This window comes from Streptomyces sp. NL15-2K (genome assembly GCF_030551255.1).
GTDB lineage: Bacteria > Actinomycetota > Actinomycetes > Streptomycetales > Streptomycetaceae > Streptomyces.
In genome coordinates, this window is the sequence record NZ_CP130630.1 from 6790710 (window position 1) to 6811896 (window position 21187).

14 protein-coding genes and 2 pseudogenes are annotated in these 21187 nt (G+C 69.7%); 10 read left to right on the top strand and 6 right to left on the bottom strand.

Features of this window, described 5'->3' with window-relative positions; genetic code table 11:
- The first annotated feature begins 1 nt into the window (after position 1).
- The 4 genes from nuoL (at position 2) to recQ (ending at position 7410) form a co-directional block, all read left to right on the top strand.
- Positions 2–1966, top strand: a complete 1965-nt coding sequence (gene nuoL / locus Q4V64_RS30685; protein ID WP_124440054.1) for an NADH-quinone oxidoreductase subunit L — start codon at positions 2–4, stop codon at positions 1964–1966.
- A gap of 5 nt (positions 1967–1971) precedes the next feature.
- A complete protein-coding gene (locus tag Q4V64_RS30690; RefSeq protein WP_124440053.1) occupies positions 1972–3543 on the top strand; it encodes an NADH-quinone oxidoreductase subunit M in 1572 nt (523 codons plus the stop codon).
- Complete coding sequence (gene nuoN / locus Q4V64_RS30695) at positions 3540–5189, top strand: NADH-quinone oxidoreductase subunit NuoN (protein ID WP_124440052.1); 1650 nt, start codon at positions 3540–3542, stop codon at positions 5187–5189. Before Q4V64_RS30690 ends, nuoN begins: the two co-directional genes overlap by 4 nt.
- Positions 5190–5409: 220 nt before the next feature.
- Entirely contained in the window at positions 5410–7410 is a 2001-nt protein-coding gene (gene recQ / locus Q4V64_RS30700) for a DNA helicase RecQ (protein ID WP_124440065.1), read from the top strand.
- A 273-nt stretch (positions 7411–7683) separates the two neighbouring features.
- On the opposite strand, the gene Q4V64_RS30705 is transcribed toward recQ, so the two are convergent.
- Together Q4V64_RS30705 and fahA are read right to left on the bottom strand one after the other, a co-directional pair.
- The gene (locus tag Q4V64_RS30705; RefSeq protein WP_124440051.1) at positions 7684–8622 is read right to left on the bottom strand and encodes a M56 family metallopeptidase; all 939 of its coding nucleotides are present in this window, start codon (positions 8620–8622) and stop codon (positions 7684–7686) included.
- A 259-nt stretch (positions 8623–8881) separates the two neighbouring features.
- Positions 8882–10111 (bottom strand): fumarylacetoacetase, encoded by a 1230-nt coding sequence (fahA, locus tag Q4V64_RS30710; protein WP_124440064.1) that lies wholly within the window; start codon positions 10109–10111, stop codon positions 8882–8884.
- A gap of 249 nt (positions 10112–10360) precedes the next feature.
- On the opposite strand from fahA, the pseudogene Q4V64_RS55335 reads away from it, so the two are divergent.
- From Q4V64_RS55335 to Q4V64_RS30740, 5 genes and pseudogenes are all read left to right on the top strand, one after another.
- Positions 10361–10918 (top strand): annotated as a pseudogene (locus Q4V64_RS55335) (NAD(P)/FAD-dependent oxidoreductase); the annotation flags it as partial.
- 339 nt (positions 10919–11257) lie between these two features.
- Positions 11258–11923, top strand: a complete 666-nt coding sequence (locus Q4V64_RS30725) for a TnsA-like heteromeric transposase endonuclease subunit (RefSeq protein ID WP_253267553.1) — start codon at positions 11258–11260, stop codon at positions 11921–11923.
- Positions 11920–13965, top strand: a complete 2046-nt coding sequence (locus Q4V64_RS30730; RefSeq protein WP_124445746.1) for a Mu transposase C-terminal domain-containing protein — start codon at positions 11920–11922, stop codon at positions 13963–13965. The genes Q4V64_RS30725 and Q4V64_RS30730 overlap by 4 nt, the downstream gene beginning before the upstream one ends.
- Positions 13962–15017 (top strand): AAA family ATPase, encoded by a 1056-nt coding sequence (locus Q4V64_RS30735; RefSeq protein WP_172629638.1) that lies wholly within the window; start codon positions 13962–13964, stop codon positions 15015–15017. The genes Q4V64_RS30730 and Q4V64_RS30735 overlap by 4 nt, the downstream gene beginning before the upstream one ends.
- A gap of 38 nt (positions 15018–15055) precedes the next feature.
- Positions 15056–15877 (top strand): TniQ family protein, encoded by an 822-nt coding sequence (locus Q4V64_RS30740; RefSeq protein ID WP_253267552.1) that lies wholly within the window; start codon positions 15056–15058, stop codon positions 15875–15877.
- Between the two features lie 195 nt (positions 15878–16072).
- Here Q4V64_RS30740 and Q4V64_RS30745 read toward each other — a convergent pair whose 3' ends face one another.
- The gene (locus Q4V64_RS30745; protein ID WP_124439975.1) at positions 16073–16684 is read right to left on the bottom strand and encodes a hypothetical protein; all 612 of its coding nucleotides are present in this window, start codon (positions 16682–16684) and stop codon (positions 16073–16075) included.
- 93 nt (positions 16685–16777) lie between these two features.
- On the opposite strand from Q4V64_RS30745, the gene Q4V64_RS30750 reads away from it, so the two are divergent.
- The gene (locus Q4V64_RS30750) at positions 16778–17239 is read left to right on the top strand and encodes a carboxymuconolactone decarboxylase family protein (protein ID WP_124439974.1); all 462 of its coding nucleotides are present in this window, start codon (positions 16778–16780) and stop codon (positions 17237–17239) included.
- 65 nt (positions 17240–17304) lie between these two features.
- Here Q4V64_RS30750 and Q4V64_RS30755 read toward each other — a convergent pair whose 3' ends face one another.
- The 3 genes and pseudogenes from Q4V64_RS30755 to Q4V64_RS30765 all read right to left on the bottom strand — a co-directional run bounded on the left by Q4V64_RS30755 (position 17305) and on the right by Q4V64_RS30765 (position 20998).
- Positions 17305–17592 carry a hypothetical protein gene (locus tag Q4V64_RS30755; protein ID WP_253266936.1) on the bottom strand — a complete coding sequence of 96 codons (288 nt, stop codon included), beginning with the start codon at positions 17590–17592 and terminating at the stop codon, positions 17305–17307.
- 101 nt (positions 17593–17693) lie between these two features.
- Positions 17694–18842, bottom strand: a complete 1149-nt coding sequence (locus Q4V64_RS30760) for an arabinogalactan endo-1,4-beta-galactosidase (RefSeq protein WP_124439973.1) — start codon at positions 18840–18842, stop codon at positions 17694–17696.
- 115 nt (positions 18843–18957) lie between these two features.
- Positions 18958–20998: pseudogene (locus Q4V64_RS30765) on the bottom strand (beta-galactosidase).
- Positions 20999–21187: the final 189 nt, after the last annotated feature.

Consider the following 21187-nt stretch of genomic DNA (forward strand, 5'->3'; position numbering starts at 1 on the left):
CGTGGAGAACCTGATTGCGCTGCTGATCGCGGCGCCTCTGCTCGGAGCGGCCGTACTGCTGTGCGGCGGCCGGAGACTGGACGCCGTCGGTCACTGGATCGGCACGCTCCTTGCGGGCGTGTCCTTCGTGATCGGCCTCGTCCTCTTCGCCGACCTGCTCGGCAAGGACGCCGAACACCGCACCCTGATGCAGCACCTGTTCAGCTGGGTCCCGGTCGAGGGCTTCCAGGCGGACGTCGCCTTCCGCGTCGACCAGCTGTCGATGACGTTCGTCCTGCTGATCACGGGCGTCGGCTCGCTGATCCACCTGTACTCGGTCGGGTACATGGAGCACGACGAGCGGCGCCGCCGCTTCTTCGGCTATCTGAACCTGTTCCTCGCGGCGATGCTGCTGCTCGTCCTCGCCGACAACTACCTCCTGTTGTACGTCGGCTGGGAGGGCGTCGGTCTCGCCTCCTACCTGCTGATCGGCTTCTGGCAGCACAAGCCCAGCGCCGCCACGGCCGCGAAGAAGGCCTTCCTGGTCAACCGCGTCGGCGACATGGGCCTGGCGATCGCGATCATGCTGATGTTCACGACGTTCGGGACCTTCGCCTTCGGCCCGGTGCTCGGCACCCACGAGGAGGCGGGGCTCGCCGGTGACGCGACCGAGGGCCAGCTCACCGCCATCGCCCTGATGCTGCTGCTCGCCGCCTGCGGCAAGTCCGCCCAGGTGCCGCTGCAGTCCTGGCTCGGGGACGCGATGGAAGGCCCGACCCCGGTCTCGGCCCTCATCCACGCCGCGACGATGGTGACCGCGGGCGTCTACCTGATCGTCCGCTCCGGCGCCATCTTCAACGGCGCACCCGACGCGCAACTGGTCGTCACCATCGTCGGTGCCGTCACGCTCCTGTTCGGTGCGATCGTCGGTTGCGCGAAGGACGACATCAAGAAGGCGCTGGCCGGCTCGACCATGTCGCAGATCGGCTACATGGTCCTCGCCGCGGGCCTCGGCCCCATCGGCTACGTCTTCGCGATCATGCACCTGGTGACGCACGGCTTCTTCAAGGCCGGGCTGTTCCTCGGCGCCGGTTCGGTCATGCACGGCATGAACGACGAGGTCGACATGAGGAAGTACGGCGGCCTGCGCAAGTACATGCCGATCACCTTCATCACCTTCGGCCTCGGCTACCTCGCCATCATCGGCTTCCCCGGCCTGTCCGGCTTCTTCTCCAAGGACAAGATCATCGAAGCGGCGTTCGCGAAGGGCGGCACCGAGGGCTGGATCCTAGGCGGTTGCGCCCTGCTGGGCGCGGCCATCACGGCGTACTACATGACGCGCGTGATGCTGATGACGTTCTTCGGAGAGGAGCGTTGGCGCCACGCCCCGACGCCGTCTCCGGCCGAGCCCAGCGTGGAGCCGGCGGCCGAGCACCGCGGCGAGCACGCCGAGCCGCACCCGCACGAGTCGCCCAAGGTCATGACGATCCCCATGATCGTGCTGGCGGTCGGATCGGTCTTCGGCGGAGCGTTCTTCAGCATCGGCGACCGCTTCCTGCACTGGCTGGAGCCCGTCACGGGACACGACCACGGGCACGCCCCGATCAGCGCCCTCACGGTCACTCTCTCCACCATGGTCGTGCTCGCCATCGGCGTCGCCGCCGCGTACGCCCAGTACGGGCGCCGTGCGGTCCCGGCCGTCGCCCCGCGCGGGTCGCTGCTCACCCGGGCCGCCCGACGCGACCTGCTCCAGGACGACTTCAACCACGTCGTCCTGGTCCGCGGCGGCGAGCACCTCACGCGCTCCCTGGTGTACGTCGACCACACCCTGGTCGACGGCGTCGTCAACGGCACGGCGGCCTCGGTCGGCGGCCTCTCCGGACGGATGCGCAAGCTGCAGAACGGCTTCGCGCGGTCGTACGCGGTCTCGATGTTCGGCGGTGCGGCGATCCTCGTCGCCGCGACCCTGCTGATGAGGGCGGTCTGATACCGATGTCCTTTCCCCTGCTGACAGCGACGGCGGTGCTCCCGGCCCTCGGGGCCATCGCCACGGCCGCCGTACCGGCCGCGCGGCGGACCGCCGCCAAATGGCTGGCGCTGCTCGTCTCACTCGCCACGCTCGTGCTCGCCATCACGGTCCTGGTCCGCTTCGACCCGGACGGTGACCGTTACCAGCTCACCGAATCCCACGCCTGGATCGCGGACTTCGGGGTGAGGTACGAACTGGGCGTGGACGGCATCGCGGTGGCGCTCATCGCGCTGACCGCCCTGCTCATTCCGTTCATCATCCTCGCGGGCTGGCACGACGCCGACCCGCTGGAGACCGGCAGCAAGCGCTGGCGGCCGACGCAGGGCTTCTTCGCCCTGATCCTGGCCGTCGAGGCGATGGTGATCATCTCCTTCGAGGCCACCGACGTCTTCCTCTTCTACATCTTCTTCGAAGCCATGCTGATCCCGATGTACTTCCTCATCGGCGGCTTCGGGGACCGTGCCCACGAGCACGGCGAAAAGGCGGCGTCGACGCAACGGTCGTACGCGGCGGTGAAGTTCCTGCTCTACAACCTGGTCGGCGGACTGATCATGCTGGCCGCGGTGATCGGCCTCTACGTGGTCGCCGGGAACTTCTCGCTCCAGGAAATCGCCGAGGCACGGGCCAACGGCTCGCTGGACATGGCGACCAACACCGAACGCTGGCTGTTCCTGGGCTTCTTCTTCGCCTTCGCGGTGAAGGCGCCCCTGTGGCCGCTGCACACCTGGCTGCCCAACGCCATGGGGGAGGCCACCGCCCCGGTCGCCGTCCTGATCACGGCGGTCGTCGACAAGGTGGGCACCTTCGCGATGCTCCGCTTCTGCCTCCAGCTGTTCCCGGAGGCGAGCAAGTGGGCGACGCCCGCCATCCTCGTCCTCGCCCTGATCAGCATCATCTACGGGGCGCTGCTCGCCGTCGGCCAGCGGGACATCAAACGCCTGGTGGCGTATGCGTCGATCTCGCACTTCGGCTTCATCATCATGGGCATCTTCGCGATGACCAGCCAGGGCCAGTCCGGCGCGACGCTCTACATGGTCAACCACGGAATCTCGACCGCCGCCCTGATGCTGGTGGCCGGCTTCCTGATCTCGCGGCGCGGCTCGCGGCTCATCGCCGACTACGGCGGAGTGCAGAAGGTCGCTCCGGTGCTCGCCGGCACCTTCCTGATCGGCGGCCTCGCCACCCTGTCACTGCCGGGGCTCGCGCCCTTCGTGAGTGAGTTCCTGGTCCTGGTCGGCACGTTCGCGCGCTACCCGGTGATCGGCATCATCGCCACGTTCGGCATCGTGCTGGCCGCGCTCTACACCCTCGTCCTCTACCAGAGGACGATGACGGGCCCGGTGAAACCCGAGGTCGCGGCGATGCCGGACCTCAGGGTGCGGGAACTCGTGGTCGTCGCCCCGCTGGTCGTGCTGTTGATCTTCCTGGGCGTCTACCCGAAGCCCGTCACGGACATCATCGACCCGGCGGTCAAGCAGACCATGTCCGACGTACAGAAGAAGGACCCCCAGCCCGAGGTGGAGGCGGCCAAGTGAGTACAACAGCCGTCCACAGCCTGTGGACAACCGCGGCCGATCCGATCTCGAAGATCGACGCACCGAAGTTCGAATACGGACAGTTGTCGCCCACCTTGATCGTCGTCGGTGCGGCGATCGTCGGGGTGCTGGTCGAGGCGTTCGTCCCGCGCAAGTCCCGTTACTACGCACAGATGTTCGTGTCCGTCGTCGCGCTCACCGCCGCCTTCGCGGCGGTCATCGCGCTGGCGGCCGACGGGTACGCCACGACCAAGGCGGGCATCGCGGCGATGGGCGCGATCGCCGTCGACGGCCCGGCCCTCTTCCTGCAGGGCACCATCCTGCTGGTGGGCCTGGTCGGCCTGTTCACCTTCGCCGAACGGCGGCTCGACCCGGAGGCGCACGGCAATCGCGTCGACTCCTTCGCCGCGCAGGCCGCGTCCGTTCCGGGCAGCGACAGCGAAAAGGCCGCGGTCAAGGCGGGGTTCACCACTACCGAGGTCTTCCCGCTGCTGCTCTTCGCCGTCGCGGGCATGCTGATCTTCCCGTCGGCCAACGATCTGCTGACCTTCTTCGTGGCCCTGGAAGTCTTCTCGCTGCCGCTGTACCTGCTGTGCGCGCTGGCCCGACGCAAGCGGCTGATGTCGCAGGAGGCCGCGGTCAAGTACTTCCTGCTCGGCGCGTTCGCCTCCGCGTTCACGCTGTTCGGCATCGCGCTGCTCTACGGCTACGCGGGCTCGATGTCGTACGCGACGATCGCGCAGGTCGTCGACGGCACGGTCACGACCGTCGACCCGGCGCTCGCGGACACCATGGGCAACGACGCGCTGCTGCTCGTCGGCGCCGCGATGATCATCATGGGTCTGCTGTTCAAGGTCGGCGCGGTGCCGTTCCACATGTGGACGCCGGACGTCTACCAGGGCGCGCCGACCCCGGTGACCGGGTTCATGGCGGCGGCGACGAAGGTGGCGGCGTTCGGCGCGCTGCTCAGGATCCTGTACGTCGTGCTGCCCGGCCTGCGCTGGGACTGGCGGCCGGTCATGTGGGGCGTCGCCATCGTCACCATGCTCGGCGGTGCGATCGTGGCGATCACGCAGACCGACATCAAACGGCTGCTGGCGTACTCGTCGATCGCGCACGCGGGCTTCATCCTCGCGGGTGTCATCGCGACCACGCCGGACGGTGTGTCGTCCGTCCTCTTCTACCTGGGCGCGTACTCGTTCGTGACGATCGGGGCGTTCGCGGTGGTGACCTTGGTGCGGGATGCCGGCGGCGAGGCGACCCACCTGTCCAAGTGGGCCGGACTGGGCCGGCGTTCGCCGCTGGTGGCGGCCGTGTTCGCGGTCTTCCTGCTGGCCTTCGCGGGCATCCCGCTGACCTCCGGTTTCGCCGGAAAGTTCGCCGTGTTCAAGGCGGCGGCGGAGGGCGGTGCGGCCCCGCTGGTCGTGGTCGGTGTGATCTCGTCCGCGATCGCGGCGTTCTTCTACATCCGCGTCATCGTGCTGATGTTCTTCAGCGAGCCGCGGCCCGAGGGCCCGACCGTCGCGGTGCCGTCGGCGCTGACGACGACGGCGATCGGGGTCGGCGTGGCGGTGACGCTGGTGCTCGGTGTGGCGCCGCAGTACTTCCTGGATCTGGCCAACCAGGCTGGAGTGTTCGTGCGCTGAGCGCGCTGACCTGCGTGCTTGTGCGCTGGGCCCCGGATCCCTTGTGGGAGCCGGGGCCCAGCGCATGTGGTTCCCGCCCCGAGCCGGCGTGCCAAGTGACGTGGGTTGTTCGAATGACCATCGAACGTCATCGACCAGCCTGTGGATAACTCCGGGGCTGTCGGTCCTGGCCCCTATCGTGGAGGCAGTGGTCGAGGGACGACGTACGGGGGACACGACTATGGGCGGGACGGGCGGTATCCGGGAGATGCCAGGGACGATCGAGAGCGAGGCGCTGGCCACACTGCACCGCGTCTTCGGGTACGAGACCTTCCGCGGTGCGCAGGAAGAGGTCATCGAGCATGTGGTGGCCGGCGGGGACGCCGTCGTGCTCATGCCGACCGGTGGCGGCAAGTCGCTGTGCTATCAGATCCCGTCCCTGGTCAGACCCGGTACGGGCATCGTGGTCTCGCCGCTGATCGCGCTGATGCAGGACCAGGTGGAAGCGCTGCGGGCGCTCGGCGTGCGCGCCGGGTTCATGAACTCCACCCAGGACTTCGACGAGCGGCGGGTGGTCGAGGCCGAGTACCTGGCCGGTGAGCTGGACCTGCTCTATCTGGCGCCGGAGCGGCTGCGGCTCGACTCCACGCTGGACCTGCTCTCTCGCGGCAAGATCGCGGTCTTCGCCATCGACGAGGCGCACTGTGTGTCCCAGTGGGGCCACGACTTCCGCCCCGACTATCTGTCGCTGTCACTGCTCGGCGAGCGCTGGCCGGAGGTGCCGCGGATCGCCCTGACGGCGACGGCCACGCATGCCACGCACCAGGAGATCACCCAGCGGCTGCACATGCCTCAGGCCCGCCATTTCGTGGCGAGCTTCGACCGGCCCAACATCCAGTACCGGATCGTGCCGAAGGCCGACCCCAAGAAGCAGTTGCTCGGTTTCCTGCGCGAGGAGCACGCGGGTGACGCGGGCATCGTGTACTGCCTCTCGCGCAAGTCGGTGGACGCGACGGCGGAGTTCCTCTCCCGCAACGGCATCGAGGCGGTGCCGTACCACGCGGGCCTGGACGCGGGCACCCGCGCGGCCCACCAGTCCCGGTTCCTGCGGGAGGACGGTCTGGTCGTGGTCGCGACCATCGCCTTCGGCATGGGCATCGACAAACCGGACGTCCGCTTCGTCGCCCACCTCGACCTGCCCAAGTCGGTCGAGGGCTACTACCAGGAGACGGGCCGCGCCGGCCGGGACGGGCTGCCGTCGACGGCTTGGATGGCATACGGGCTGAACGACGTCATCCAGCAGCGCAAGCTGATCCAGTTGGGCGAGGGCGACGAGGCGTTCCGGCGGCGGGCCGCGGCCCACCTGGATTCGATGCTGGCGCTGTGCGAGACGGTCCAATGCCGGCGCGGGCAGCTCCTCGCCTACTTCGGCCAGGACCCCGACCCGGCGGGCTGCGGCAACTGCGACACCTGTCTCACCCCGCCCGAGACCTGGGACGGCACGATCGCGGCGCAGAAGGTGCTGTCGACGGTGGTGCGGTTGCAGCGGGAGCGGGGGCAGAAGTTCGGCGCGGTGCAGATCGTCGACATCCTGCTGGGGAAGCGGACGGCCAAGGTGATCCAGTTCGATCACGATCAGCTGTCCGTGTTCGGCATCGGCGAGGAGTTGGCCGAGAGCGAATGGCGCGGTGTCGTACGGCAGTTGCTGGCGCAGGGGCTGCTCGCGGTCGAGGGGGAGTACGGCACGTTGGTGCTGACCGAGGCGAGTGGAACTGTGCTGCGGCGGGAGCGGGAGGTGCCGCTGCGGAAGGAGCCGAAGAAGGCGGTGACCTCGCGGTCGGCGTCCGGGTCCTCCGGCAAGGGCGAGCGCAAGGCCAAGGCGGCCGCGGTCGAGCTGCCGGAGGAGCTGCTTCCCGCCTTCGAGGCGCTGCGTGCCTGGCGGGCCGAGCAGGCGCGGGAGCAGGGGGTTCCGGCGTACGTCATCTTCCACGACGCGACGCTGCGGGAGATCGTGACGGTTTGGCCGACGTCGGTTTCGCAGCTGGGCGGTGTCAGTGGGGTGGGGGAGAAGAAGCTGGCGACTTATGGGGAGGGTGTGATCGGGGTGCTGGCCGGGCTGGGTGGGGTGTCCGGAGCGGCGGTCCCGGCGCGTGAGGCGGATCCGGGGGCGGACGACTGGCCCGAGATGGGTGCGGAGCCGGAGCCGGAGCGGGAGCCGGAGCCGGACGACGGCTGGATATAGGCGCCGTTGGCTGATGCGGCGCCCCGTGCTGGTGCTGGGCGGGGGTGGGTCGCGCGGCCCGGCGCTACGGGGTGCCGCCTGCGCCCACCCGTGCCGCCCCTGGGGGCACCTCCCAGGCCCTTAAGGCACTGGGGGAGGCACGAATGCCCGCAGCCAACGCGGAGCGGCTGCCCGCGCTGGGCGGGTGTGGCTGCCCGCATCCTGGGGCCGGGCGGCGGTGACTCGCTCCGTCTGACGGCGTCGGCTGCGCGCGGCTGGTCGCAGTGGTCGTGGTTACGACAGTGCCGTGAGGCCCGGTGCGAACGTGATCAGCAGAGGGAGGAGCGGGACCAGCGCTGCCACCGTCGTCGTCAGGGCTCGGTGGCTGCGGCCCAGGCGGGGGCGGGGTTCCAGGAGGCGGTCGACGCGTTCGCCCAGGAGGCGGTGGGTGGAGGCGCAGGAGAGGACGCCCCGGTGTTGGTTCAGTTCGATCAGGGCCAATGCCGTGGTCAGGTGACCGCAGCGGCGGGAGGCGGTGTCGTCGGCGGCGAGTTCGACCAGGCGGTGGGTCTGGTCGCAGAAGTGGGCGAAGAGCGGGATACGGGGGAAACCGGTGGCCAGGGCAGTGGAGAGGTGGAGCAGCCAGTCGTGGCGGGCACGGGCGTGGCCGCGTTCGTGGGTGAGGACCGCGTCGAGCTGGTGGTCGGTGAGGCGGTGCAGGGCGCCGGTGGTGACGATCAGCTGGGGCGGGTTGCCGGGCATCCACCAGGCGTCGGGGTACTCGTCCTCCAGCACCAGCAGAGGCCCGCGCGCGGCGGGCAGTCCGGCCGGCAGGTCGGGGGCGCGTTCGCGCAGGTGGGCGCGGGCCTGGCCACGGCGTCGGCGGGCCTCGGCGAGCTCACGGGCGAGCATCGCGGTCGTCCAGGCGGCCCCGCAGGCCAGCAACAGGGTCAGGCCGGCGGCCCAGATCGGGGCGGCGGAGAGGTCGTACGCGGCGGTCACGCCGGGCGGCGCCGGAGCGAAGACGTGGTCGCGGACGGTGTGGAAGACGGCCGCGGTGCCCAGCACGAGCGCCGTCAGACAGCACAGCAGGACGGTGGCGACCAGGCACTGCCACACCCACAGCGCGACCACGGGATCCCGTTCGGGCCACGACGCTCGGGTCAGTGCGCGCGGGACCGGCACGGCGGCCGTCAGGGCGACGGCGCTCAGCAGGAGCAGGCAGACAGTCATGCCACGGGCTCCGGATCCTGGTCGGAAAAAGGGCGGCTACGGGTGCAAGGGGTGCACGGGAGTGCACAGGTGGGGTGGTGCGGGGCGGCGGGTCCGTCGTCGTACCGCGCGGTGCCGCCCGCCCCCAGTATGACGGCGGCGGGCGGCGCGCGGCAGGTTTCGGGAGTCGTCCGGTGTGAGGCGTGGTGTGTACCGGCCAGAGTTCCGGGGCCTCAACTGGGGCTGGGAGAAGCGATGTTCAGCCCAGCGGCCCTTGTCCTCATCCTGCCACGATCCGCCCCCTGACCTCCCCCAACCCGACCCGCGCCCCGTCCGGCCCCGGTGCCCAGGCCGACAGCGTCACCTCGTCGCCGTCTTCCAGGAACGTCCGCTTGCCGTCGGGGAGTTCGAGTGGGTCGCGGCCGTTCCAGGTCAGTTCCAGGAGCGAACCGCGTTCCCGTTCCGTCGGGCCGCTCACCGTGCCGGAGCCGTACAGATCGCCGGTGCGCAGGGAGGCGCCGTTGACGGTCATGTGGGCGAGTTGCTGGGCGGCGGTCCAGTACATGGTGGAGAAGGGGGGCTCGGACACGACGTGGCCGTTGATGGCGACCGAGATGCGCAGGTCGTAGCCGCCGGGTTCCTCCTCGGCGTCGTCCAGGTACGGCAGCAGCTCATGTGTCCGTGACGGCGGAGCCACCCGGGCCTCCTCCAGGGCGTCCAGCGGGGTGATCCACGCCGAGACGGAGGTGGCGAAGGACTTGCCGAGGAACGGGCCGAGGGGGACGTACTCCCAGGCCTGGATGTCGCGGGCGGACCAGTCGTTGAGGAGGCAGAGGCCGAAGACGTGGTCGCGGAAGTCGGTGAGTGGCACCGGGTTCCCCCTCTCCGAGGGGACCCCGACCACGAAGCCGACCTCGGCCTCGATGTCCAGGCGGACGGAAGGCCCGAAGACGGGCGCCGGGTCGGAAGCGGCCTTCCGCTGCCCCGACGGTCGTACGACATCCGTGCCCGAGACCACCACGGTGCCGGAGCGGCCGTGGTAACCGATCGGGAGGTGCTTCCAGTTGGGGGTCAGGGAGTCGGCCGCGTCCGGGCGGAAGATCTGGCCGACGTTCCGGGCGTGGTTCTCGGAGGCGTAGAAGTCGACGTAGTCCGCGACCTCGAAGGGGAGGTGCAGAGTGACGGCGGACAGAGGGTGGAACAGGGGCTCGATGGTCTGCCGGTGGGACGGGACCGTCACCCATGCGGTCAGTGCGCGCCGTACGTCGGACCAGGCAGTGCGGCCCGCGGCGAGGAGGGGGTTCAGGGAGGGCCGCGCGAGCAGGGAGACGTACGGGGAGCCGAGGACGGCGGCGGCCGCGCCCGCGTCGAGGACGTGGTCGCCGAGCCGGACGCCGACCCGCCGCTCGACGGGGCCGCCGGAGCCGGCCGATCCGGGGAGGGAGAAGACCCCGTACGGAAGGTTGTGCGGGCCGAAGGGGTCGCCCTCGGGGACATCGAAGGGGGGCATGGGTGCTGCCTCGCTCTCGCGCATACCGTGCGTTCCATGGTCGGGCCACACGTTACGGCGGAGTTACCTGTCTTGGGCAGAGTCCGGTGTGTCTAAAGAGTTTGCAATGTCCGGAAATTCCTTGTCGGAGTCGCTAGTTCCGGCTTAGCGTCCTTTGGGGATACGGGACGGGGTGGATCCGGTCCGTAGGGGCGCCGGATCAGGCGGCCCACCGTACTGATCCCGACCGACGAGGAGGCCGCGGTCCTGATCGCCGTCGGGGCGCCGCCGTGGCGGCAGGCGAAGCCGCGCCCGGAGTCGCCGTTCGGCCGCGCCTGATCCCTCTGGGCGCTCAGCTACTACCCGCACCCTTACCGCCACCTCCCGGCCCAGGTCCGCCACTACCTGGTCCGCCGCGTCCTCGGCCCGCTCGGCGCGTGGTGGCTGCGCGACCGATTCGAGGGCAGGGTGCGGGTCAGCGAGGTCGCCCGCGTCCTGCGCGCGGACACGACCGACGGTCACCCGGCCCTGACGGCCCTCACGCACGACGGCGATACGGAACGGCTCTCGGCGGACCACGTCATAGCGGCCACCGGCTAGCGGGTCGACCTCGCGGCGATGGACTTCCTCGGCCCCGAACTGCGCACCCGGCTCGCGGTGAGCCGCGGCACGCCGAAGCTGGGGGCAGGGTACGTCTCGTCCGTGCCGGGCCTGTACTTCACGGGTCTGCCGGCGGCGGCGTCGTACGGGCCGGTGATGCGGTTCGTGTGCGGGACGGAGTTCGCGTCACCGAGGCTGGCGAGGCATCTGGCGGCGGCGCACGGCTGAGGGCGGCCCGGGCGTTCCCGCGTGCCGGGCGCGGCGCGCGCAGCCGGCCGGTGTCCCGTATCGGTGAAGCCTGCTGTTCTCAGACGAGTTGGCAGTTCAGCGTGGCTGGTCTCGGTGGTGCATGTGAGCCGGTGCCCGGTTTTCCGACTTCAGGGTGGTTTGGGTCTCATCTGATCTGGTCTGTGTCATCGAACCCTGGATGGTCGTCCCATGAGGGTTCGTGTGGGGACGGCGGTGCCTGAAGGGCCGCAGGGGGTTGAGCACGTTTCCGTGTACGCGGATGCGTCGAGGTACGAGATCGGCTGGGTTGAAGCGGACGGCGGGACGAGACGTCGGCCGTTGACCGAGGCCGGGGATGTCGCTTTCGAGGACGCGCTGCCGGTGCGGGACTTCCCGTCGTACCGCGGCCAGCGCCATTTTCCGGGGCTGTACTGGGCGGTGACGACCGGTCGGCATGTGGGGTTCGAATCGTGGCTGGAGCGGGATCACGCGATGCTGCTCGACTTCGATCCGCTGGTGACGGGGTTCTCCTCGCAGCCGTTCTGGCTGAGCTGGCGGGACGAGGGATCAGGCCGCAGCCGGTCACACGCTCCGGACTACTTCGCGCGGGCTGCGGACGGAAGTGGCCTGGTGGTGGACTGCCGTCCGGCGGACCGGATCGACCAGAGGGCCGCCGAGTCGTTCAAGCGGGCGCGGGAAGCGTGTGACGCGGTGGGCTGGGCCTACCGTGTCGCCAGTGAGATCGATCCCGTCCGAGTGGCGAATCTGCGCTGGCTGGCGGGCTATCGCCATCCGCGCTTCGCCGTGTCGGAGGGGATGACGGCGGCGGTCTGCGCGGCCTTCGCGACTCCCGCACCGTTGCTCGGGCAGGCTGCAACGCTGGGTGATCCGATCGGCGTGCTCCCGGTGGTCTTCCACCTGCTCTGGCGCGGGCTGCTGCGGGCCGACCTGGGCCGTCGCCTGAGTGATCGCACCGTGGTGATGACCGGGGAGGCGGGCCGGTGACTGCCTCGGGGCCTCGTGGAGTGCTGCGGGTCGGTGACCGGGTCCGGTTCGACGGACAGGTCCACCTCGTGGCGGGTCTGGCCGGCACCACGGTGCGGCTGCAGGGCGAGTCCGGCGGAGCATCGTTGGTGCTGTTCTCCCATCTGCTGGCGGCGGACGGCTTCGAGATGCTCGACTCCCTGCCCGAAGCGCCGGGGTTGCCGTCGTTCGGACTGCTGGACACCGTTCCCGAGCCCGCCCTGCGGCGGGCCCGGTTGCTTGAGCGGCACATGGTCGAGATGGAGACCGGACTGCTGCCCGGCGCGGAGCCGACCGCCAGGCCCCGGCCCGAGTACGACCCGAAGTGGCGCACGGTGAACGAACGGATCGCGGCGAAGGCGGAGGAACTGGCCGCTCTCGGGACGCCGATGACCGCCCGGACCCTGTTCCGGTTGCGGGGCTGCTGGCGCGAGCAGGGACTTTGGGGGCTGGTCGACCACCGTGCCACCCGCGTCTCCAAGCCGACCGGGCACGCGGACGAACGGCTGGTCACCGCCATCACGGAGGCACTGGCCGGGCAGGAGAAGCTGTCCACGGGAACCCGGAGCCGGGTGCTCCGCGAGGCTGAGCGGATCCTCGTCGAGCGTCACGGTGAGGGAGCCGTCGAGCTGCCTTCACGGTCCACCCTCTACCGGCTGGTGCGGTCCCTGTCGGAGGGGATGCACTCCTTCGGCACTGCCACGGCCCGCCGGTCACGAGCCCGCCGCCCGCAAGGGGTGTTCACCCCGTCGAAGGCCGCCCGGCCCGGCGAGGTCGTGCAGATCGACACCACCCCGCTGGACGTGCTGGCGATCCTGGACGACGGCGTGACGGGCCGGGTCGAGCTGACCATCGCGGTCGACGTCGCAACACGGACGATCTGCGCGGCCGTCCTGCGGCCTGCGGGCACCAAGGCCGTGGATGCGGCTCTACTACTGGCCCGCATCCTGGTCCCCGAGCCGATGCGGCCGGGCTGGCACGACGCTCTTCGGATGTCCGTCTCGCTCATCCCGCACGCGCGGCTGATGAGCGTGGATGCCCGCCTGGAACACGCCGCCGCGAAACCGGTGATCGTCCCGGACACCATCGTGGTCGACCACGGCAAGGTGTTCATCTCGGAGACGTTCGTGACGGCCTGCCAGACCCTGGGCGTCTCCGTCCAGCCGGCCCGGCCCGCCACCCCGACCGACAAAGGCGTGGTGGAACGCACCTTTTCCTCGATCAACACGCTGTTCTGCCAGCACGTCGCCGGCTACGTCGGCTCCAACCCCACCCGGCGTGGTGAGGACGTCCAGGCTGTTTGGACCCTGCGAGAACTCGCCGACCTCTTCGACGAATGGGTCGTTGCCCGATGGCAGACGAGGCCCCACGACAGCCTCCGCAGCCCGTTCCTGCCGGGCCAGGCTCTGTCCCCGAACGACGTCTACGCGATGCTTGTGGCCCGCAGCGGACACCTGCCGGTCTGCCTGACCGGCGACGACTACATCGAACTCCTGCCCGCGGAGTGGCGGAAGATCAACGACTACGGCGTCGTCATGGACTACCGCACCTACGACTGCCGCGACCTGGCGCCCTACCGGCGCCAGCCTTCTGGCGTCGACCTCAAGGGCGGCCTCTGGGAAGTCCACTACGACCCCTACGATCTGTCCCACATCTGGATCCGCGATCACCGGGCAGGCGGCTGGATCACCGTCCCCTGGACCCGGCTGGACTCCGTCTCCGCCCCCTTCGCCGACTTCACCTGGCGACACGCCCGTTCTGTCCTGGCCGCCCAGGGCGCCGACGACACCGACGAAGGCGCGATCGCCGCAGTTGTGGAAGACCTGCTCACCCGGGCTCAGAACGGCCCGGACCGCAAAGTTGCCGCCCGCACCCACGCGGCAGCCAGCCACCCCGTTCACCCTGGCCTTCGGCCTGCCCTCCCCGAAGAACCGCAGGAAGGCCCGGAGGACGAGGACCAACCAGTCGGCAAGGTCATTCCCTTCGGGGTCTTCGACGCCTTCACCGACGGGAGCCGTCCATGAACCCGCCCCCGGACGCCGGGCAGGAACCAGAGGACGTCCACCCGCTGAGCACGAAGGAGGGCTGGGCATGCTTCGTCGCCGAAGAGACCATGCCTCCCGAGGTGCTCTCACCCGCCGCAATTCAGCGTCTGAGTCCGGACCAGCGGACTGCCCGTGAGCGTGAACGCGAGGACTATCACGCGCAGTTGGTCATCGTCCGCACTCCCACGATCCAGCACGTCACCACCACCGGCCGCAAGCGGATCCTCCTCAACCGTCGCCAGCAGTCGGCCCGCCGCGGACTGATCGTCAGCGGGCCCGCGGGCACGGGAAAGACCACCGCGATCACGCAGCTCGGCAAGAACTACGAACTCCTCGGCCGCCGCCGCGGCGAAGTCGGGCACCAGGCCCTGCCCGTCGTCTATGTCACCGTCCCGCCCGCAGCGACACCCAAGATGCTCGCGGTCGAACTCGCCCGCTTCATCGGCCTGCCGCTGCCCAGCCGTTTCAGCCAGGTCGACATCACCAACCGCGTCTGCGACCTGCTCTGCAGCAGGAGCTGCCGCCTGGTGCTGATCGACGAGCTCCATAACCTCGACATCCGCACCAAGACCGGCGCCGAAGCCTCCGATCAGATCAAGTATCTGTCCGAGCGCATCCCGGCGACGTTCGTCTTGGCCGGAGTCGATGTTGAGGACACTGGGCTGTTCACGGGCCGCCGCGGCGGGCAGATCGCCAGCCGCTACACCGAGATCACCACTCGCCCCTTCCCCCACAAGACGGCCAAGGACAAAGAAGCCTGGCAGTCCTTGGTGACCACGCTGGAGGAGGCCCTACGGCTTTATGCCCACCGCCCGCAGACCCTCCTCAAGCTGAGCGCCTACCTGCACGACCGCACCGGGGGCATGATCGGCAGCCTGTCCCACCTCGTCCGCGAAGCCGCACTGGACGCCATCATCAGCGGCACAGAGAAGATCACACGCACCGGACTCGATGAAGTCGAACTCGACCGGGCCGTTGCACAGCAGACCAGACGCCGTCCCTCGACTCCCGCGACGAGGAAGGCCAGTTGAGTACACACCCGCGCATACTGCCTGTCCCCCTCTCGCCAGTGCACCGCGAGACGGTCGGCTCCTATCTGAACCGGCTCGCGGACGCCAACCGCCTGCCGGTCCGCTATCTGGCCGGTCTTCTCGGTCACAACCGTCATCACCGCCGTGACGACAACCGCACGGACCACTGGACCCCACGGGCCCTGCTCGGACTATCCGCCCTGACCGGCCGGGCACCCGCCGAACTCGTGCATGCGATGCCAGCTCTCGCCGAACTCAGCGAGGGCCAACGAATCGGTCCACGCCCGAGCACCGGCCACGGCGATGCCCTTCACCGTCCGGCATGCCGCCCCTGCATGGCCCGGCGCGGAATCGACGGCCTCGTCGTCCGCGAGACCCTGCCCCACGAAGCAGTCTGCCCACGACATCACCGCTGGCTCCTGGGCGACGAGCAGCATCTCCTCCGCGTTCTGCCCGACGTTCGCAGAGCCAACCAGCGCCACCGGCGACTCACGAGCCGCCGCAGGGGCTCCGCCCCCGAGCAGAGCTACCGCACCGCACGTGACAGCTTGCTGAAGTGGTTCCACACCGCCGCCGAGACACAGCTCCAACAGCGGTGGACGGACCGGATTCATCTCCTCGGCGAAGACATCTACGGAGACCCACTCCGCCCGTCTCCGAACCGCATCGAGATCGCGACCTACCCCGAAACGGTCATCCTCACCAGCCTGCTCTCATCACCGCACTGGCGCGATCACCAGGAATCGGCCCCGGAGATCGCACGCCGGTTCCAGCTCAAGGCAGGGAGCCGCGAGCTGGCAGCCCTCCAGAAACTGGCAACTTCCCTGAGACCGAGGCTCTCCCTGTCTCAATCAGACTGACAACCCGCAGGTCAGCGGTCCTACCGCTTCCACCCTCGTTGACCCACGAAGTCCTGGTCGAACCCGCCGCACAGCCCCTGACACATCAAGGTGCGGCACCGTCTCACTCCAAGATGACAACTCCCAGCTCAGAGCCAGGCAGTCCACCAACCTCATTGAGAACGGACAGCCGGGTCCGCGCCGGCGAACGTCGGTTCACGCCTCCTCGGCCGCCCGCTGCCAGGTCAGGAAGTCCTCGATCAGTTCGGGTGGGTTGGCCGCCTCGGTGGCCTCGATCTCCCAGCCGGGGCAGTCCATGTCGAAGACCACGACCGGCAGGGGGCGGCCGAAGAGCTGCTCGATACGGCCGCTGTCGTGCAGATGACGCGCGAGGTCGATGCAGGCGTCGGCGAAGTGGAGGTTGAGGAGGTCGCGCTGGGCGTCGATCACGTCGTCCGCGCCCACCTCCACGTCATCGCCGTCGTACCAGAGGCCGAGCCGCTTGATCTCCTCGACGTACAGCGGGCCGCCGGCCGGGTCCTCGGGGACGTTGCCGAGGGTCTCGAAACCGTCGAGGAGCCAGCAGGCGTAGTTCCAGCGGGCCTCACCGGGGTCGTCCGGGCGCCTCTCCCGCTCGTACTGGCCCTCGGTGTTGTAGCCGATGGCGACGTAGGGGCGGCGGTCGTCGTAGTCGATGCGCCAGATGTTGAAGGAGAGGGCGTAGATCTCGCGTCTCGACGCCTCGGGGAAGCGTTCCAGGATGCCGGCGGCGGCCTCCCGTAGATGCGCCTGAAAAACTCCCGGCGATTCTTTCGGCCGGTCTGTCACAACAACTGCCCCCGCTCCGTCAGTGCGGTGAAAGCGAAAACGAAGCGCCAGCTTCTCACTCACCTGCTCAGCACTGACACAGGAGGCATCACCATGCAGGCTCGGATGACGAACCCGGCGTACGTCCTTCCCGGCGCGATGAAGGGCATCGGCACCATCTTCCAGGCGATCGGCGAGGGCGGCCTGTCGCAGGAGGTGGCGGAGATCGTCGGGCTGCGTGCCAGCCAGATCAACGGGTGCAGCGCCTGCGTGCACGGACACGTCCTGAACATGCGAAAGGCCGGCGCGAGCGAGGAGCGCATCGCGGCCGTCGCCGCCTGGCGGGAGGCACCCTTCTTCTCCGACGCCGAGCGGGCCGCGTTGCAGCTGACCGAGTCGGTCACCCGCCTCGCGGACCGGTCGCAGGACGCCGTACCGGACGCGCTGTGGGACGAGGTCGCCGACTACTTCGACGAGAAGGAGCTGTCGGCGCTCATCCTCACCATCTCCCTCACCAACATGTTCAACCGCATCAACGCCACCATCAGGGAGCCGGCGGGGACGACCTGGGGGTGAACGCCGGGCGCGCAGCGTGCACCGGCCAGGAGGCCGGGCGGCGCGTCACGACGTACAGACGTCCGTCAACGCGTCGCCGCCGCATCGATCCTGCTGGAGTCGGGGTTGGTGTCGCCGTTCAGGATGGACTTGTCCAGGCCGGCCTCGTGGATGGACTTGAGGCTGTCGGCGATCGTGTCGGCGTTGGAGACACAGTCCAGTGAGGTGTCGATGTCGTCGGGTTCGCAGGCGGTGGCGAGGGCGGCGGTCAGGGTGACGGCGCCACCGCGGTGGCGATCGTGGTGATACGGCGTCGGCGGTTCCTGGGCACGGGAGCGTCCCTTCGACGAGGTCGGTCTGTCTGTGCCGTCCACGATCCCGTCGCCCGCCCGTTGCCACGGGGGAGCCGACTGCCGTATCCAGGGTGTAGCCCGCTACACCCGGGGCTGTCGGCTCCCAGCCGCACGACCAGGCACTACGCCCGGTACCGGCCCAACGTCCGCAACCCCGGCAGCGCCTTGTCCTCGAAGTCGAACAGCGCGAGGTTCTCCCAGGCGTTGCCCGACGTCGGGTCCGCCGGGTCCCAGCCGCTGCCGGCGCGGTAGGTCCACACGCCTTCCCAGTAGCAGTGGCCCAGGCCCTGGCCGTCCGGCACGGCGGCGGCGAGATCGGCGACCGCGCGCAGCCACGCGGCCTGGCCCTCGGGGGTGGCGGGGAAGCCCGGCGTGAGCTGCGAGGGGCTGTTCATGATGTCGTTGATCGCGTCCTCGCTCTCCAGCGTGAACGGGTACGCGGTCTCGGCGATCACGCACGGCTTGCCGTAACGGGCCGTGATGTCGGCCATGTTGGCGGCGGCCTGCTCCACCGTGCCGTGCCAGAAGGGGTAGTAGGACAGGCCGATGATGTCGAAGTCGACGCCGAGCGCGACCGCGTTGTCGAACCACCAGCGGTACAGCCCGTTGTCGCCGCCGTTGGCCAGGTGGAGGATCGTGCGGATGCGCGGGGTGGTGTCGCGGGCCGCGCGCAGGCCGGCCTTGAGGAAGGCGGCGAGGTTGTCCCAGTGCTCCCAGTTGCCCTCGGGCCAGATCATGCCGCCGTTGAGTTCGTTGCCGATCTGCACCAGATCCGCCGGGGTGCCCTGCCGCCGGAGCGCGCCGAGGACGTCGGCGGTGTGGTCGTAGACGGCCCGGGTCAGGCCCGCCACGTCCAGGTCGGCCCAGGCGGCCGGCTTGGTCTGGTGCGCCGGGTCCGCCCACCGGTCGGAGTAGTGGAAGTCGATCCAGATGCCGATGCCGGCCCGCTTCAGGCGGCGGGCCAGCGGGAGTATGCGCTTCTTGTTGTTGTAGCCGTCGGCCGGGTCGACCCAGACCTTCAGGCGGGCGTGGGTGATGCCCGCGTGCGCGAGGATGCGGACCGGGTCGTCGCGGCGGCCGTCGGCCCGCCGGTACACGGCGCCGTTGGCCTCGTTCTTCGGCAGCGAGGAGATGTCCATGCCTCGGATCTCCAGGCGACGGCGACTGCCCGCCGCCGAGGCGGAGGTGCTGGCGACGGCAGGTGCCGCGCCCAGCACGGGAACCGCCAGTGCGGCGCCTCCGGCAGCGGTGAGAACACTACGTCTGCGCATTTCAGGGTCCCTTCACGGTGAAAGCCACAGAGGAAGAACAAACGCGGAACAACAGAGGAAGAACAAAACGCGGAACAACAGAGGAAGAACAAAACGCGGAACAAGGGCAGGAAACTCAGCGCGGCTCGCGGAACACCTCGACCGCCCCCGCCGGCACGGCCGCCCGACTCCCGTCCGGCAGCACCACCTTCACCTCGGCGTCGGTGTGGTTGACGGCGAACCGGAACACCTCCGACTCGCCCTCCCGTACGACGAGTTCGACATCGCGCGGAAGATCGGCAGGCGTGACCCCCGCATCCGCGAGCGCGAGATCCACCACCGCCGCCAGATCGGCGCCGGTCAGCCGGGTCGCCAGATACCAGGCCGCTCCATCGCCCAGCGCCCGCCGGGTGAGCGCCGGCCGTCCCGCCGTACGGCCGTCGGCGAACACGGCCACCGTCTCGCAGCCGTCGCCGGGGACGACGTACTCGGACCACACATCGGCCCGGAGTTCCCGGCGGTCCGGCGTGCCGTCCGGACACAGGCGTGCCAGGCTGCCCTCGGTCATGCGTACGGTGACGGTCTCGTCCGGCAGCAGCGGGTCGAACTCCTCGACGGTCAGCCCGAGCACGTCCCGCAGTGCGCCCGGGTACGGCCCGGGATGCACGGCGTCGTGCTCGTCGACGATGCCGGAGAAGAAGGAGACCAGCAGGGTGCCGCCGCGCGAGACGTACCGCTCCAGGTCGGCGGAGACGGAGACGGGCGCCGAGTACAGCTGGGGGACGACGAGGAGCGGGCAGCGCGCGGGATCCAGCTCCGACAGTCCGGCCGGCGGCACGAAGTCCACCGTCAGGTGGCGGTCGTACAACGCCTCGTAGAACGCGTCGAGCCGCTCCCGCGCGTCCAGGTCCTTGCTCGGCCGCCACTCCAGACCCTGCGCCCACCAGGAGTCCCACGACCAGACCATGGCCACGTCGGCGCGTGTGCGCGTCCCGCGCAGGTCCGCCAGGTCGGCGACCCGGCGGCCGAGATCGGTGACCTCCCGCCAGACCCGGGTCCCGGTACCCGCGTGCGGCAGCATCGACGAGTGGAACTTCTCCGCACCCCGCCGCGACTGCCGCCACTGGAAGAACAGCGCGCCCTCGGAGCCGCGGGCGACATGGCCGAGGGAGTTGCGGGCCATCTGGCCCGGCGTCTTGGCGGGGTTGCGCGGCTGCCAGTTGATGCCCGACGTGGAGTGTTCGAGCAGCAGCCAGGGCGCGCCGCCCGCGACCGAGCGGGTGAGGTCGGCGGCGAGGGCCAGGTTGACGTGGGTGCGGCGGCCGTCGGTGATCAGGTAGTGGTCGTTGGTGACGAGGTCGACCTCGCGGGCCCACGCCCAGTAGTCGACCGAGGAGCACTGACTGGGCGCGACCATGAAGTTGGTGGTCACGGGCACGCCGGGGGAGAGGCGGTGCAGGATGTCCCGCTCGGCGACGAAGTTGGCGCGGGCCTGGGAGTCCGCGAACCGCTGGAAGTCCAGCTGGTGGGCCGGGTTGCCCACCGTCGGCGTGGCCCGGGGCACCCCGATCTCCTCCCAGTCGCCGTAGAGCTGGCCCCAGAAGGCGGTGCCCCAGGCCTGGTTGAGGGCGCCGAGCGTGCCGTAACGGTCCCGCAGCCAGACCCGGAAGGCGGCGGCGCAGGTGTCGCAGTAACAACCGAGGACCGGAGCGCCGTACTCGTTGTGGACGTGCCACAGCACCACGGCCGGATGGCCCCCGTAACGCGAGGCGATCCGCGAAGTGATCTCCGCCGCGGCCGCCCGGTAGTCCGGATCGGAGTGGCAGATCGCCCCGCGTGAGCCGAACGCCAGCCGCACCCCCTCCCGGGTCACCGGCAGCGCCTCGGGGTGCGCCCGGTAGAACCAGGCCGGCGGCACCACGGTCGGCGTCGCGAGGTCCACGTTGATCCCGGTCTCGTACAGCATCCCGATGATCCGGTCGAGCCACTCGAAGTCGTACTCGCCGGGCCGCGGTTCGATCCGGGACCAGGCGAAGATGCCGAGCGATACCAGCGTCACGCCGGCCTCGCGCATCAGCCGTACGTCCTCCTCCCACACCTCCTGCGGCCACTGCTCGGGGTTGTAATCGCCCCCCGAAGGCGAGTGGCAGGCGGTCGTGCGGGGCGGCGGAGGGCATGCGGTGGCTCCCGGGGATGGGCAACGGTGACGGCGCAGATGACGCCGGTTTCTGTGATCGTGCACAGTACGGGATACCGCCGACATCCATGAGCAACAAGTAGGTAACCCCAGCCCTCCGCCATTGACAAGGGGCCGAAACAATTCTCTACTGTGCACGATCACAGAGCCGCGCGGCCCTCGCGCCCAG